The sequence below is a fragment of the Neorhizobium galegae genome (assembly GCF_021391675.1).
In the GTDB taxonomy this organism is placed as follows: Bacteria; Pseudomonadota; Alphaproteobacteria; order Rhizobiales; family Rhizobiaceae; genus Neorhizobium; species Neorhizobium galegae_B.
The window spans coordinates 863,640-879,298 of record NZ_CP090096.1; the positions used below are offsets into that span (position 1 = coordinate 863,640).

Annotated in this window: 12 protein-coding genes; 3 read left to right on the top strand and 9 right to left on the bottom strand. The window is 61.2% G+C overall.

The genetic code is table 11. The annotated features are described in order from the left end of the window. Nucleotides 1–173: 173 nt before the first annotated feature. Genes LZK81_RS26805 through LZK81_RS26820 form a run of 4 tightly spaced genes read right to left on the bottom strand, consistent with a single transcriptional unit; the run spans nucleotide 174 to nucleotide 6,253 of the window. A complete protein-coding gene (locus tag LZK81_RS26805; RefSeq protein WP_233956980.1) occupies nucleotides 174–1,475 on the bottom strand; it encodes a DUF6005 family protein in 1,302 nt (433 codons plus the stop codon). After that, on the bottom strand, nucleotides 1,472–2,752 hold the full coding sequence (locus tag LZK81_RS26810) for an AMP-binding protein (RefSeq protein WP_233956982.1): 1,281 nt from the start codon (nucleotides 2,750–2,752) through the stop codon (nucleotides 1,472–1,474). Before LZK81_RS26810 ends, LZK81_RS26805 begins: the two co-directional genes overlap by 4 nt. Further along, on the bottom strand, nucleotides 2,749–4,485 hold the full coding sequence (locus LZK81_RS26815; protein WP_233956984.1) for an IucA/IucC family protein: 1,737 nt from the start codon (nucleotides 4,483–4,485) through the stop codon (nucleotides 2,749–2,751). The genes LZK81_RS26810 and LZK81_RS26815 overlap by 4 nt, the downstream gene beginning before the upstream one ends. Next, nucleotides 4,469–6,253: an IucA/IucC family protein gene (locus LZK81_RS26820; protein ID WP_233956986.1), complete on the bottom strand. Its 1,785-nt coding sequence runs from the start codon at nucleotides 6,251–6,253 to the stop codon at nucleotides 4,469–4,471. Before LZK81_RS26820 ends, LZK81_RS26815 begins: the two co-directional genes overlap by 17 nt. A 484-nt stretch (nucleotides 6,254–6,737) precedes the next feature. Here LZK81_RS26820 and LZK81_RS26825 point away from each other — a divergent pair, with 484 nt between their 5' ends. Beyond that, entirely contained in the window at nucleotides 6,738–7,940 is a 1,203-nt protein-coding gene (locus LZK81_RS26825; RefSeq protein WP_233956988.1) for a mandelate racemase/muconate lactonizing enzyme family protein, read from the top strand. 11 nt (nucleotides 7,941–7,951) lie between these two features. After that, nucleotides 7,952–8,866, top strand: coding sequence for a DMT family transporter (locus tag LZK81_RS26830; RefSeq protein WP_233956990.1), 915 nt, complete (start codon nucleotides 7,952–7,954; stop codon nucleotides 8,864–8,866). Nucleotides 8,867–8,943: 77 nt separating this feature from the next. On the opposite strand, the gene LZK81_RS26835 is transcribed toward LZK81_RS26830, so the two are convergent. From LZK81_RS26835 to LZK81_RS26855, 5 genes are all read right to left on the bottom strand, one after another. Beyond that, nucleotides 8,944–9,948, bottom strand: coding sequence for a TRAP transporter substrate-binding protein (locus LZK81_RS26835; protein ID WP_233956992.1), 1,005 nt, complete (start codon nucleotides 9,946–9,948; stop codon nucleotides 8,944–8,946). 32 nt (nucleotides 9,949–9,980) lie between these two features. Further along, nucleotides 9,981–11,258 (bottom strand): TRAP transporter large permease, encoded by a 1,278-nt coding sequence (locus tag LZK81_RS26840; protein ID WP_046604737.1) that lies wholly within the window; start codon nucleotides 11,256–11,258, stop codon nucleotides 9,981–9,983. Next, a complete protein-coding gene (locus tag LZK81_RS26845) occupies nucleotides 11,258–11,791 on the bottom strand; it encodes a TRAP transporter small permease (protein ID WP_046604736.1) in 534 nt (177 codons plus the stop codon). The genes LZK81_RS26840 and LZK81_RS26845 overlap by 1 nt, the downstream gene beginning before the upstream one ends. Before the next feature lie 338 nt (nucleotides 11,792–12,129). Further along, nucleotides 12,130–12,840 (bottom strand): FadR/GntR family transcriptional regulator, encoded by a 711-nt coding sequence (locus tag LZK81_RS26850; protein ID WP_046609697.1) that lies wholly within the window; start codon nucleotides 12,838–12,840, stop codon nucleotides 12,130–12,132. A gap of 34 nt (nucleotides 12,841–12,874) precedes the next feature. Beyond that, on the bottom strand, nucleotides 12,875–14,320 hold the full coding sequence (locus LZK81_RS26855) for an FAD-binding oxidoreductase (RefSeq protein WP_233956994.1): 1,446 nt from the start codon (nucleotides 14,318–14,320) through the stop codon (nucleotides 12,875–12,877). Nucleotides 14,321–14,499: 179 nt separating this feature from the next. On the opposite strand from LZK81_RS26855, the gene denD reads away from it, so the two are divergent. Beyond that, a complete protein-coding gene (gene denD, locus LZK81_RS26860; RefSeq protein ID WP_233956997.1) occupies nucleotides 14,500–15,483 on the top strand; it encodes a D-erythronate dehydrogenase in 984 nt (327 codons plus the stop codon). Nucleotides 15,484–15,659: the final 176 nt, after the last annotated feature.

Sequence of the window (15,659 nt, forward strand, 5' to 3'; positions counted from 1 at the left end):
GGTTGGACTACCTATCATGCGACGCATATCTACCATCAAAAACTTGAATGCAATAGTCATATTATGATGACGGCAGCAAAGGCCGGGTTGCCTTTGCTGCCGTCATCAGTCCCTCCGACCCGCCGCGACACTTCAGGAGAAGCGAAGCGGCGAGATATATGCAGGTTTCAGCCCTATCCGGCCGCTCTTCTAAGTCTCGGGGCGGTGAGCGGTACATTTTGGTCGCACCAATCGGAAAAGACCTCGCCAAGCCTGTCCTTCAGTTTGCGTTCCAGCCGGTCGGCCTCGTCAAGGCGCTCGAAGACTGCACCGGCCTGGTTCCTGTCGCCGGTCTGGCCGAGCTTCATGCAGGCGTAGTGCAGGTTCTTCAGCGATTGGACCAGCGCTTCGATCTCTTCGCACCAGCTCTCGAATTCGGCGGAAGGCAGTTTCAGGGCGCGCCAGAAGAAAGCGAAACCGTGCTCATAGGCATATTTGCGGATGGTGATCACCGGTAGTTCGCGAACGGCTGATGCCAGGTTCGCCAGCTGCAGCCCATCGCGGCCCTCGATATGGGCTGTGACGATGCCGCGTACGGCGTCGGACAACGGATTGCGGTTTGCGACGAAGCAGGCCTCGAAATAATCCCTGAGATCTTCCGGCGCCGGATTGCGTGCCTGTGCGTTGTCGAAGACGTAACCGCCGCCGACCGTCGGCTGCATGATCGCGTGGATCACCTTTTCCCGCTCGATCTCGCCTTCCCATCGGTAATCGGGATCATGCACGAACCATTTGTCCGGGTCGGCGGTCTTCTGCAGCATCAGGTAATGCGGGAAGGGGTTCTGGTTGAACTTGTTCTCTCGCTCGGGAAGATGGAACATGTCGAGCATGACTATGACCGAGCCGGTGTCCGGGCGGCTGTCGACGAGATGGAAAAGCGTGGCGAGGTTGTCGCTCTTCGATTTTGCCGGGTCGTACCATTCCCGGACCTGGACCTGGTAAAGCCGCTGGAACCAGTCGCGGAAGAAGTCCTGAGTTATCTCCGGCGAATGATAGAGGAGCTGGAAGCTTTCGCTGACGGTGAATCTCGCATCCCAGACCCCGAAATAGAAGGGCCGCTGGTCGAGTCCCTGCCGTTTCAGACCATCGCAGACGCAACTGACGAAGCAATGCACCTTGATGTCGTAATAGGCTTCACCATGGACGCCCTCATCTGCCGTCCCGCCTGTCATCGGGAATGACGGAATGATGGCCTTCGGCACATAGAGCGCCACGAGATCCGCAACCGTGTCGAGTTCCTGCCGCGCGATCGCCTCTTCCGGCATGGCGAGGCCGTATTCCAGCTCGAGATTGAGGAAGATCTGCAGGATCAGAACGGAATCGAGATAAAGATCCTCGTTGAGGCGCGCTTCCGGTGCGAAGCCACTCATATGCGGATGGGCCATGTGCTCGGAAAGCACGGCCTGGACGGCTTCGAGAATATCTTCGCGCGTCATGAGGCAACTCCTGCTTCGGGGCCGGTGAACTCGCCGGCCGCATGGCGGGCCGCGACCTCGCGGCGGCTGATCTTGCCGTTCGCCTGGCGGGGAACGTCTGCGACCTGGATCATTTCCATCGGCAATTGGTGGCTGGCGAGATGGCGGCTGCACCATTCGCGGATATCCTGCGGTGCCACCGGCTGATTGGCGCTGTAGAGCAAGGCCACGCGTTCGCCGGCAAAACGGTCGCTCTTGCGGAAGGCGACGGCGTCGGTAACGCCAGGCATGGCCATCACCGCATCCTCCACGTCGCCGGGATAGACGTTGAGACCCGATACGTTGATCATGTCGTCCATGCGCGACACGAAGACCAGCATGCCGTCCTTGCGGCGGTAGCCGAGGTCGCGGGTGTGGATTGCCGCGCCGCCATCGCTCCGGACGACGATCTCCCCGGTATCGTCAACGCCCGATCCGGTCTCGGCCGTCAGATGCGGCAGGACGAAACCCATGTCGCCTGCGGCCCGCATGTCCGGGTTGATGGCAATGCAGCCGGATTCCGAGCAGCCATATTGCTGGAAGAGATGCTCGCTTCGTGAGCGGATCTGCACGAACCACGGATCGGGCAGCAGTGTGCCGGAGGTCATCGCCGCATGAAGCTTTTCTCCCTCGGGCAAAAGCCGCGAGAGCGTGTGGAGGATCGCGGGGGAGGAATAGAGGAGCGGCCGCTCGGTCTCGCGCAGCACTTTCAGGAGAAATTTCGGATTGGCGGTCTCGACGATGACGGGGATCTGGTCCCGCTTAAGGGCCACGAGAATCCCGCAGATCAGCCCGTAGGAATGGGTGGTCGGGCAAGCGATGACCGGCGTCATGCCTTCGGGTTCGCGGAAGGTTGCGACATAGCTTTCGACTTCCCGGTCGATTTCGGCCCAGGGCCGGGCGATGCATTTTGCTGCCCCGGTCGTTCCCGAACTCATATGCAGCAGCCGGCCCGGCTTAGGGGCCTCTTGCCTCGCATCGAGCACTTCGGCCGTCAGGCTGTTGTAGAAAAGCCGGTCGCAATTCGCCGTGATCGCCAGTTTTCGGGCGGCGGCATAGGGCGTGCCGGGATGAATCGGCAGGACGCTGGCGCCGGCCTTGCGGATGGCGAAGAACAGGGACAGCCATTGCGCCGCCTCGCTGAAGCAGACCGCGTAGCGTCCGCTGTCGTTTTCAGCAAGGCCGATCTGCGCGGCGATGCGTCGTGATGTTTCATCGAAATAGGCGTGATCGTAGAGCCGTCCATCGATCTGGATCATGGCTTTCTCCTTCGTTCAGACGTCCTGGCAGCCAAGGCATTCGGCACCTCGTGGTGATATTCCGGCCTCAGCGCGAGGAGCTTTCGGGTGATCAGGGATTCAGTGAGGATGAGCGCGCGGTCATGCCCCAGCAGCGATTGCCGGTGCTGCATGCCCCGCTCTTGCGCATAGCCGGCGAGCAGACTTTCGACCCGCTGCCAGAAGCGGAATTCCGGAAGTCCGTAACAGACGTCGAGAAGATGCGAGATTTCGGCCAGGTTGAACACGAAAAGCGTGTCCATCACGAGTTCCCGCAGGGAATCGAGATTGTCCGTCCAGTAATACTGATCCGGTTCCGCGTGGCGGTAGAGTGGGTTCAGCGAAGCGAAATCCGGAGCTCTCTTCGGCTCGTGCAGGAAATCGGGCGCAAATTCCACGCTCTCGTGGAAATCGCGCAGGATAAGCCGCAGCGGCCAGCCGTCCCGGTGGACGAGCAGCATGTTCTGGCCGTGGGCTTCAACCGCGATCCCGTGGGCGACAAGGAGGTGCCAGACAGGCAGGACGGCGACCTCCAGAAGCCGGTTGATCCATGGCATGAGGCCGAAACGCTCGATCCACTCATCCGCGAAGGGCTTTCCGTCCGCTTCGACCATCATCAGGGCGTTGAACGGGATGATTGCCTCGCCGGGCGACAGCGTCACCTCGGCGTTCTCCCGCCAGATCGCACCCAGCTGGCCGGCCAATGGACCTCCGGCATCGGCGATGACCCCTGCATATTCCTGCAGGATGGTGAGGGGAAACTCCCGGCCGAACAACGGATCGTCGCGGACGATGCCGGCAATCCAGGCGGACAGTACCGGCGCCGTGCAGACCGAATGCGGCTCCAGCGTCCTGCGGGACGAAGTGTTGATGATGTTGAGCGGCAGCTTGATGCTTGCCGCGAGCGGCCGGTCGACATTGAACAGGGACCGGACCGATTGGCTCGCCAGGTAACGATCTCCCGCGGGGCCGAGGTAATGCGCCTCTCCCGTGGCGATCCACCCCGCGCGCATGGTTTCGCCAAGATCTTTCCATTGCCACGGGTGGAGTGGCACCAGCCCGAAATCCCCGGCCGGCAAGCCGAGCTGTTTCCGCCTCGCCTCCAGCACTGTCCAGGTCTCGTCGCCGAGCTCGGCACGCCAGAAGGCGTCTCTGATGCCCGGTAGCGCCTGAGCGAGATGTTTTTGCGCGACGAGCAGCCAGACGAGCTGGAATGCCTGCCCGGCTTCCGGTCCGTAGGCGGCATGATCGGCAAACGAAAATCCGGTTCGGGCTCTGTAACAGGGATGGTACGGATGCCCTTCGTCGACCGCACCTTCCAGTTCGACAAAGGAGAGGGCGCGGCGGTTCTTCTGAGGCAAATTCTGGTGGTTCCATTCGGAAAAGGCGATCGTCTGCTCCAGCTCGCCGAGCAGCTTGCCGCGTGTGATCCCGGTGCCGGGCAATGACGGGATGATCGCGCCGAGCGAGGCGCTTTCCCAATGGCCATCCACGGCTCGCATCTCCACCGAACCCTTCGCGATGCGGGCGCGCCCGAACGGGCCGATCGTGCCGAGACACCGGAATTCCCGGCCGCCGAGCGTCCACTGAAATTGCGTCGCACCGTCACGGGCGCTTTCGCGCATCTCAATGACGCCCTCGAACAGCAGTGCCGCCACGAGCTGGCGGATGACGCGATCGCGAGGTTCTCCCGCGGCTTCAAGAGGCAATGGCATGGCCGGTCCTCGGTGCTGCAAGCGCGATCGGAACCCTCAGCGGGTTCGGGATCGGCCGATACAGGGAATGCACGCTGCTCGACTGCAGTTCGTCGACATCGAAAAGGCGGGTCGTGAGATTGGCCTTCGACGTGATCGTCGGCAGATCGAGAACATGCCTTGCAAAATCCCGGCCGGCGCCGGACATCGTTTCGGCGCAGTGTTCGAGATGCGCCCGCAGGGCAAATAGAAGGACAGCCTCGTCGCAAACTCCGTCATGGCCCATGCGGCTGATGACGGAAAAGACCTGGTTGACGATCAGGTAATAGGCGAACCGGTCACGGATTTCGGCATCCGCGAAATAGAGCGAGGCGATCGTTTCCGTTTCCGGCGCATGCCCGGCAAGCAGGCTGCGGTAGCGCTCGGAGAGATAGAAACCCTGGTTGTCGCGATAGTAGCTGGCGGTCGGATAACCCATGCCGATATCGAGGAGAGTATTCTGCTGGTGGGCTTCGAGCGCCACCCCGTAGTCATCGTAGAGTCGGATCAATGGCTCCACGGCACAGCCGAGATAACGGCGGAACCATGCAAGCGAAGTATTTGAAATACCGTCGCCGCCTCTTGCTGCGAGCTTGCGGATGGTCCGCTCCAGTCTCGACAGGTCGCCAGGAAGCGGGTCGGCGGTCAGGGCGGCGACCGTCACGACGCCCTGTGCCCTTGCGCCCTTGAATGGATTCTCGCGCAAGATGACTTCGAAACCGCTTTCCTCGCGACCCGGTATATCGAGGGTGATGTAGGCGGGATCCTGGATGATGTGGAAATTTTTGGAGCGCTCGGCAAAGCCGATGCCCTTTATCAGTTTTGCCATCGCTACCCCGGCTTCAAGCTCCGGCCGGCGATTGATGCGGACGGAATTGGTGATGCGCACGGGAAGCGAGAACTTCAGCATCCAATCGGAATGAGGGCTGTAGACGGTACGTACCGATGACGTCGCGGTGAAGAGAGACCCGGCGGGGCCGAGATGACGCAGGCGGCCGTCGCGCTGCATCGCCTGGATGCTCGGATCGAGAAGCAGCGCTTCAGCCTGCAGCGGATGCATGGGTATGAGGCACTCGTCCGGGTCGATGCCGAGATCGGCTCCGGATGCGCCAAGTTCGGAGCGGATGATTTCGTGCGCCTGCATCGTTCGCGCTGAAGCCTCGCGGACATGTTCGGTCTTGGCGGCGAAATACTGCAGCTGGAATTGTCCGCGCAGTTCCGGGGCATATCGCTCCTGCTGCCAGAATGTCATGCCCTGCCGGCTCTTCGGCGTCGGATGCTGCCAGTGGCCGAAGACGAGCGATTGTTCCGCCTCGATGAAATGTCCCTCGTCCGGCGGCGCGGGAGAGGCCTTTTCAAGGTAGAGCGTCATCTGCTGGTAGCTGTCGAGAACACGCACCAGCAGCTCCAGTTCAAAGCTGCGCAGGGCATCGGACCGGTCGCCCTCCATTTGCCGGTAGGCTTCCTGGAGGAGGAGATGCAGCGCCGACATCGGCTCGACCGCCCGCCAGGACATATCGGATGCGGTGCGCGTCCACAACCTGCCGAAATGCTGCGGTCCGCAGACGGACGCGGAGACGATCTCCGCGCGCAAGAGAATCTGCTGCTGCGGCAGTGGCCATTCGATGGCATCGACCGCTCCGCTGATGCTGCGGTGGACAATCCGGGTGCCGGAACTGACCTCCCGCAGATAGCAGTTCGCAAAACTCTGGAATGTCGCCGCTTCCGCGGTCTGCCTTGACGATTGCATATGTCTCCATCCCCGTTGCGCAAGCCGATGGCCACGCAATGGCTTTCCAGTCAGCGTCAAGCGGCCGACAGCCTGTGCCGGTTTTCAGCCAGGCCACCGCCGACAGTGATCTGGCTGCTTTCTCTGGTTTGCCGGCTGCAGCGCCGGGGCAGGGGACTGTTTGACGTTTGGCCCTGCAGGAAGAGCAGGAGCCGAACGCCCCGCATTGCCGCGATGCGACGGGCTCGTTGCGGTCTGCGATGCCTGAAGCTGTGATCTCATGGCGGCGAACCCGTCCCTGTCATCCGTTTTTGCACGCCTTGCTCTTGCTCTGCAGGCGCTCGGCAACAAGGACGATCTGTCCGCTCCTTTTTTTCATCGCTTTCAGAATTTTTGATCTGCGCCGGCAGGCTCCGCTTTGATGATTATCCTGTGGGCGACAAAATAGCGGGTCTTGCCTTACCAAAGGCCAAGGCCTGTGGTTGAATTCGCAAGGGAGGCAGCAATGAAGATCACCAAGCTTGAAACTGTGCGCGTCGCAGAGCGTGCGAACCTGTTGTGGGTACTGGTCCACACCGACGAGGGTATTACCGGCCTCGGCGAAACCTTTTTCGGGGCAGAGACCGTGGAGAGCTATATCCACGAATACGTGGCTCCGCGGGTCATCGGCCGCGACCCGCTCCAGATCGACCTCCTGGCGCAGGAACTGGTCGGGTATATCGGGTTTCGTTCATCAGGCGCGGAGGTTCGGGGCAATTCCGCGTTCGATATCGCCCTTTGGGACCTTTTCGGAAAGGTCACGAACCAGCCCATCGCCCAGCTGCTGGGGGGCTTCAGCCGCAGGGAAATCCGCACCTACAATACCTGCGCCGGCACGGAATATATCAAGAAGGCAACCGGCCAGGCGACAGCCAACTACGGTCTGACCGGGGGCACCACTTATGACGACCTGAACGGCTTTCTGCATCGTGCCGACGAACTGGCCGAATCGCTGCTCGAAGAGGGCATCACGGCGATGAAGATTTGGCCGTTCGACGCGGCTGCGGAGAGGACGAAGGGCCAGTATATCTCGATGCCGGACCTGAAACTTGCGCTTCAGCCTTTCGAGAAGATCCGCAAGGCCGTGGGCGACAGGATGGATATCATGGTCGAGTTCCACTCCATGTGGCAACTCCTGCCGGCCATGCAGATCGCCAAGGCCCTGACACCGTACCAGACCTTCTGGCATGAAGACCCGATCAAGATGGACAGCCTGTCGAGTCTCAAGCGGTATGCGGAAGTTTCGCCGGCGCCGATCTCAGCCTCCGAGACGCTCGCGACCCGCTGGGGTTTTCGCGATTACCTGGAAACCGGCGTTGCCGGCATCGTCATGCTCGACATATCCTGGTGCGGGGGCCTTTCGGAGGCCCGCAAGATCGCGTCCATGGCGGAAGCCTGGCATCTGCCGGTCGCGCCGCACGACTGCACCGGTCCCGTGGTCCTCTGCGCCTCGACGCATCTGTCTCTCAACGCGCCGAACGCGCTGGTGCAGGAAAGCGTGCGCGCATTCTACAGGACATGGTACCGGGACCTGGTGACGGCGCTGCCGGAGGTAAGAAACGGCATGATCACCGTGCCGCCAGGTCCGGGTCTTGGGCTGGAGCTCAACCCCGAGCTCGATCGAGCCTTCACCGTCAGCCGGCGGACGTCCGACGCCTCCATTCTCTAAGGTGCAATGAAATGACGATATCCTCGGCGACCGTGCTCAAGACCGCGAGCATGACCGGCCCGATGCTGATGCTTCTCGGCATGCTGATGTTTGCCTTGAACGATGCCATGGGCAAATGGCTCGTTGCAAACTACGGGCTCGGTCAGGTTGTCCTGATCCGCAGCCTTGCAGCACTGATCCTCCTCGTGCCGATGGTCTGGAAGGCGGGTTTTGGCAATCTGCTGGCCGTCGAACGGCCCGGCATGCAGTTCTTCCGCGTGGCGTTTTCGACGGCTGAAGTGTTCTGCTTCTATTATGCGGTCATGTACCTGCCGCTCGCCGACGTCATGACCTATTGGCTGGCGGCGCCGATCTACGTTGCGGCGTGCTCGCCCTTCCTGCTCGGTGAAAAGGTCGGCTGGCGGCGCTGGACGGCGATCGCCGTCGGTTTCGTCGGCGTCATCATCACGCTCGAACCCTCGAGCGCCATGTTCAGCATGCCGGCCGTCATTTCGATCGTCGGCAGCGCCGCCTTTGCCTTCATGCTGATCTCCGGGCGTTTCCTGCGCGGCACGCCGGATAGTGCGCTGGTCTTTTTCCAGGTCGTGGGCGCCGGTATCGCCGGCCTTGCCTTCGCGCCCATGGACTGGTCACCGATCGCATCGAGCCGCGATCTTCTTCTGCTCGGGCTGCTCGGTATCGTCGCAATGGCGGCGCATATGCTGGTCAACCGCGCCCTGAAGATTTCCGATGCCGCGACCGTGGCACCGCTTCAATATACGCTGCTGCTCTGGGCGGTGATCTTCGGCTGGATGTTTTTCGGCGACATCCCACGGTTCGGCATGATGGTCGGGGCGGCCCTGATCGTCGCGTCCGGCCTCTTCATCTTCATCCGAGAGCAGATGCTCAAGAAGCGCCAGAGCGTGCTTCCGGCTGTTCCGGAATGAAGTAACCCGCGGCGCCTTGGGGCACCGCGGGTTTTCATTCCTCAGACGGGCTACATCCGGGATACGGGCGCGTTCCGTTACTTGCGGACTTCCTTGAGCTCGGCGACGATGGCGTCGACCACCTCGGCGCCAATTGCAGCCTTGTGCTTCTCATAGACGACCGCGGACTTTTCGCGGATGCGCTGCTGCTCTTCCGGCGAAAGCGTGTTGACCTGCAGGCCGGCCGCCTTGATCTTCTCAAGCGACTTCTTGTTGAGATCGCCGATCACCTGGCGTTCCACATCCCGGCCGACGACCGCGCAAGCGCGAAGGGCAGCCTGCTCGTCCGGGGCATAGGTGTTGAAGATTGCCTTGGAGAACAAGAAGAGGAACGGCGTGTAGGCGTGGTTGGTCTCGGTGACGTATTTCTGGACCTCGAAGAACTTCGAGGTATCGATCGTCACATAGGGATTTTCCTGTGCGTCGATCGCCTTGGTTTCGAGCGCCGAGAAGACCTCGCCGAAGGCCATCGGGGTGGCGTTGGCACCGAGGTTCTGGAAGGTGTCGAGGAAGATGTTGTTCTGCATGACGCGAACCTTCATCCCCGAGAAATCTTCCCATTTGGTGACCGGGCGAACCGAGTTCGACAGGTTACGGAAGCCGTTTTCCCAGTAGGCGAGGTTGACAAGGCCGGCGGCATCCAGCTTCTGGTTCATCATGTCGCCGAACTTGCCGTCGAGCACCTTGTAGGCTTCCTGCGAATTGCCGAACAGGAAGGGCAGGTCGAAGACGCCGAGTGCCGGAACGATGCCGACCAGAGGCGACGACGACGTCACCACGGCTTCCTGGACGCCGGAGCGCAGGGCCTGGGTGGCCTGCAGGTCGCCGCCGAGCGCCCCGCCCCAGAAGGCTGTCAGCTTCATCTTGCCGCCGGACTTCTCGTCGAGGCACTTCTGCATGGCGGCGATGCCGTTGCCGACCGGATGGTCGGCGTTGATGCCGTTCGAAACGCGGATGTTGCGCGTCTTGAATTCGGCAAAGGCCGGTGCGGCCGATGCGCAAGCGATGGCAAGTGCGGTGGTTGTGAGCAGCAGTTTTCTCATATTATCCTCCCATGGATGAGCTTGAGACAGGTTTAATGGAGCCAGCGTGCAGGCACGAGCACGAGGTCTGGAAACAGGACCAGCAGAAACAGCACAATCGTCTCAGCAATCAGGAACGGCCAGACCCCGGCCGTCACCTTGCCAAGCGGAATACGCGCTACGCCGCTGACCACGTTCAATACTACGCCGACCGGCGGCGTGATAAGGCCGATGGAATTGTTCATGATGAAGAGCACGCCGAAATAGACCGGGTCGATGCCAGCCTGCTTGACGATCGGCATGAGGACCGGCGTCAGGATCAGGATGGTCGGCGTCAGGTCGAGCGCAGTGCCGACGACGAGCACCAGGATCATGATGGCGAACATCAGCAGCATCGGGCGGTCGATCAGTGGCTCGATGTAACCGACGATCTCGGCCGGGATGTTGGCCGCGGTGATCAGCCACGAGGAGACCAGCGCCGCCGCGACCAGGAACATGATGACCGAGGTGGTCTTGGCGGCCTGCAGGATGACGTGCGGCAGGTGGCTTGGCTTCAGCTCCCGATAGATCACCATGCCGACGAAGAGCGCGTAGGCAGCGGCGACGACGGCGGCCTCGGTCGGCGTCATGATGCCGGCCTTGATGCCGCCGAGGATGATCACCGGCATGCCGAGCGCCCAGGCGGCACGGCCGGTGACGCGCAGGCGTTCGCTCGTCGACGCCTTCGGCAGCGGCTGGACATTGTCCTTCCGCACGACGATGAGCCAGGCGATGATCAGTGACAGGCCCATCAGGATGCCGGGGAAAATGCCGGCAAGGAAAAGCTGGGTGATCGAGACGTTGCCGGCAACGCCGAAGACGATGAAGGCCATCGATGGCGGGATGACCGGTGCAATGATGCCGCCTGCGGCGATCAGGCCGCCGGAACGCGGAACGTTATAGCCAGCCTTGGCCATCATCGGGATGAGGATGGCGGCAAGCGCGGCGGTATCGGCCGCGGCCGAGCCCGAGATACTCGCCATGATGATTGCCGCCATGATCGCGACAATGCCGAGGCCGCCGCGGATATGGCCGACGCAGGCAATCGCGAAATCAATGATCCGGCGCGACAGGCCGCCCGAGTTCATCAGTTCTCCTGCGAGGATGAAGAACGGAATGGCGAGCAGGGTGAAGGTATCGACACCTGCGATCATGTTCTGAGCGATGATCTGGGTGTTGAACATGTCCATGTACCACATGAGCACGACACCGCAGAACATCAGCGAAAATGCGACCGGCACGCCGATCGCCATGGCGCCGAGAAGCGATACGATGAAGACGATCAGGGTCATCAGGTACGCTCCGCCATCTGCTCGATCGTCAGGTTTTCACCGGCAAAGATGCTGATCTCCTCCGCCGTCGCCCGCCCGGTGACATAGCGGAACAGCCGCTCCAGCGCGATCAGCGACAAGCCGGCGCCGGTAAACAGGCCGATGCCGTAGACCCAGATCATCGAAATGCCGGTCACCGGCGCGCTCATGCTGGCGTTGATCTCGAACTGCTGCCAAGTCCCCCAGAAAAAGATCATCGAGCAAGCGAGGATGACGAGGTTAGCCAGGATCATGCAGACGAGCCGGCCCTTGCGGCCGAAAAGCGCCACGACGCTTTCGACGCCGAGGTGACCATGTTCGCGAAATGCGACGACTGCGCCGACGAAGCTCAGCCAGACGAAGAAGTAGCGGGAAAGTTCCTCAGAGACGGACATGCCCGAATTGAAGGCGTAGCGAAGAACCACATTGGCAAACACCATGATCGCCATTGCTGAAAGCAGCAGGATCAATAGGACTTCCAACGCCTTAAAAAAAAGATCGATTGCCTTTTGCATGTTCCCCTCCCGAATTCTTACAAGAGCCCGCGCCAAGCGAAGGTCTTCGTCACCGCCGACAACCTCAAATTCCGCTCCGGGCGTTTGCCCCGATGATCCGCTTCATCGACCAGCGGCTCAAGCGGCAGGCTGGACGTCACGATGCGGTTTCCTATTTGGTATGCGATCAGACTCTCCTCCGTCGCAAAGATCTCTCCCGCGCTCCCTCAATTGTCAGGATGTCTGACAACCCTCCACCGGCGGTATTTCTAAAGAGAGTTTTACTCGCTGTCCAGCGGCCCCTTGGCCGCTTTCGGGAAATCCGCTGGATCGATCTAACGAGGCGGCTGACTGGAAGCTTAATAAACTTTCAATTGAAGGTCGAGACGGCTTGCCGCACCGTGAAGATGATGGCGCATCGCCTCCCGGGCGCGGATGGGATCGCGGCTCGCAAGGGCATCGCGGATTGCGACATGTTCCGCGATCGTCACTTCGACGATCTCGGTCAACACGGCTGCCTCCCTGGCCGTATTGATGGCCAGATGAATTCGCTCCGCGATAAAACCGAGGAATAGCAGGAAGTACTCGTTATGCGTGGAGGCCGCGATCTGGCGATGGAAGGCAAGGTCGGCGAGGACGCCCTTCTCGGTCCACTTTTCTCCGCCCGTCATCTGCTCGAGCGCTTCGTCGAGTTTCACAAGGTCTTCGGCGGTGTGATTGACGGCTGCGAGACCGGCCGCCTCGATCTCGAGGGGCAGCCGAAGCTGAAACAGGCTTTGAAAACTCGCGTGGTCGGCAAGATTGCCCTGTTCGATGCGAATCGACTGCCTGTGCTCAAAATCGGTGGCGAACGCTCCCACACCTTGCCGCGTCTCGACCAGACCCTCATTGCGAAGCTGTGCGATCGCTTCGCGCACGACCGATCGGCTGACGCCAAAGGTCTTTGCCAGAATGTGTTCCGTCGGCAGCTTTTCGCCGGGCGCAATCCGGCCATCACTGATCTCGCGTCCGATCTGCGACGCGATCCGTGCGGGCAGATGCTCGTTTCGTCTGATCTGGCTGAAGTCCATTACCAAGGCGCCGGCCCTCCCTTGTGACGCTCTTCTATGACTTCCGAATAAAATTCAACTGGCAGCCCGGGTTCATCACCATGTCGGGATCGACGGCATTCTTGATAGCCGTCAGCAACCGACGCTTGGTGTCCGGAAGGCGCGCATCGAAATCCGCCCGCTTGAGGCGGCCGATGCCGTGCTCGGCGCTGAGGCTTCCCTGGAAGCGGTCAAGCACCTGGTTCAGGATGGTTTTCGATTGGTAGATCCTGTCGAGCCGCTGCTCATAGGGCAGTTCCACGGATGGCAGAACGTTGAGATGGACATTCCCATCGCCGACATGACCGTAGGAGACGCAAGCGCAGTCGGGCAACGCCCCGTGGATCGCCTTTTCGGCCTCGGCGACAAAGGCGGGTACCTTGGAGAGCGGAACCGAAACGTCGCTGCGCATGTGGACACCACGTTTCGCCTGGCCTTCGTTCATTCCTTCGCGGATCAGCCACAGGTTTCGCGCCTGCGCCTGTGATGAGGCGATCGCGCCGTCGAGGACGATTCCGTCTTCCATGACGCCTTCGAGGAACCGCTGCATCAGGTCGCCGATATCGACGAGGCCGGAGCCGGAAACCTCCATGAGAACATAGCAGGGATAGTCGGTGGCCATCGGGATCGGCAGGTCCGGGATGGCTTCCCGGGCGAGCGTGAAGGCAAGGGGCGGCATGAATTCGAAGGCGGACATCAAATCGCTGCAGTCGCGCCGGGCACGGCGATAGAGGGTGATTGCGTCCTCCAAGGAGGCAAGGCCGACAAGGGCGGTCGCCACCTGATCGGGGTTGGGCGTTAGCTTGATCGACACGGCGGTGACGATGCCGAGCGTGCCTTCGGCGCCGATGAAGAGCTGTTTCAAGTCTATGCCGCGATTGTCTTTCCGGAGCGTCGAGAGGCCGTCGAAAATCGTACCGTCCGGCAGCACGACCTCCAGGCCCAGCACCAGTTCGCGTGTCATGCCGTATCGAAGCACGTTGATGCCGCCGGCATTGGTCGAGACGTTGCCGCCTATACGGCAGCTTCCCTGCGCACCGAGCGCCAGCGGGAAGAACATTCCCTCTGCGGCGATCGCTTCCTTCAGCTCCCACAGGATGCAGCCCGCCTCGACGACGGCTGAGAAGTCGTCGACATCGATCTTGCGGATACGGTTCATGCGTTCCAGACTGAGAACAACCTGACGCTCCGGCGCATCGGGAATGCCGCCCAACACGAGGCCCGTATTGCCGCCCTGCGGGACAATCGTGAGGCCGAGGTCACGGCAGCCTTTCACGCAAGCCACCACGTCATCCGTCGACCGAGGCCTCAGGACGGCGACCGCAGCACTGGTCACGTCGCCGTGCCAATCGCGACAGTACCGCGCCATCGCATCTATGTCGGTCAGGACAAGGTCCTCGCCAAGCATCGATCGCAGGAGATGGCGACGCTCTCCGGCCGGGTCATTTTGCAGGCTCGTCATTCTCGGTGGTTCCTTCGGATGATCCGTTCCCCGGCTGGATAGTTTCGTTTGCCCCACGCCTTGTCCCGGCGCACAACTATCCTGTTTTCAAAGGAAGCATATAAGGTTATCAGACAACCGTACAATATAAATCTGGCGTATCCGGGCAGTCATGTGCTTCGGTCGAAATGGGAGGAAGCATGCATATCCTGATCATAGGCGCGGCCGGGATGGTGGGCCGCAAATTGACGGCGCGGCTCATCGCGGAGGGCGGCGTACTCGGCAAGCCGATCAACAGGCTGACCCTCGTCGACGTTGTGAAGCCGGATCATCCGGAGGGGTTTTCCGGATCCGTGGCGACGAGCGACGCCGACCTCTCGATGCCGGGCGAGGCCGAGAGGCTCATCGGGTCCCGCCCCGACGTGATCTTCCACCTTGCCGCGATCGTCTCGGCGGAGGCGGAGCTCGATTTCGAAAAGGGCTACCGGGTCAATCTGGATGGCACCCGCTACCTTTTCGATGCGATCCGCCTCGCGAACGGCGAGGACGGTTACAGGCCACGGGTCATCTTCACGTCGTCCATCGCCGTCGCGGGTGCCCCGCTACCGTTCCCCATTCCCGATGATTTTCATCTGACGCCGCTCACCAGCTATGGCACCCAGAAGGCCATTTCGGAGCTGCTTCTTTCGGACTACACCCGCCGGGGTTTCTTCGACGGCATCGGCATCCGGCTGCCGACGGTGTGCATCAGGCCAGGCAAACCCAACAAGGCTGCATCCGGCTTCTTCTCGAACATTCTGCGGGAGCCGCTGATCGGGCAGGAGGCGATCCTGCCCGTGTCGGATGACGTTCGTCACTGGCATACATCGCCTCGTTCGGCTGTCGGATACCTCGTCCATGCGGCGAATATGGATTTCGAGCGGGTCGGCCCGCATCGCAATCTTTCCATGCCGGGCGTCAGCGCGACCGTCGGCGATCAGATCGATGCGCTTCGCCGCGTGGCGGGCGAAAGGGCGGTAAACCTCATTCGTCGCATACCGGACGAGATGATCATGAGAATGGTTGCGGGCTGGGCACCTGGTTTCGAGGCAAAACGCGCCACCGCCCTCGGCTTTACCGCGGAGAAAAATTTCGACGAGATCATTCGGGTCCATATCGACGATGAGCTTGGAGGTCGCCTGTGATGAGAAATCCACGAGTGGACTGAGGGGGCTTGCCTCAAAAACGAACGGCGATCCTCGCCCAGGTGTCGGAATGCCTTGGAGCGAGGCCGCGTCATTCATATGCGGCGTTTGAACTTTAGCGATTTATTTTATTCTTGTCGCGTATCCTCCATCCGTAGATTTTTCCCAGGCAGATT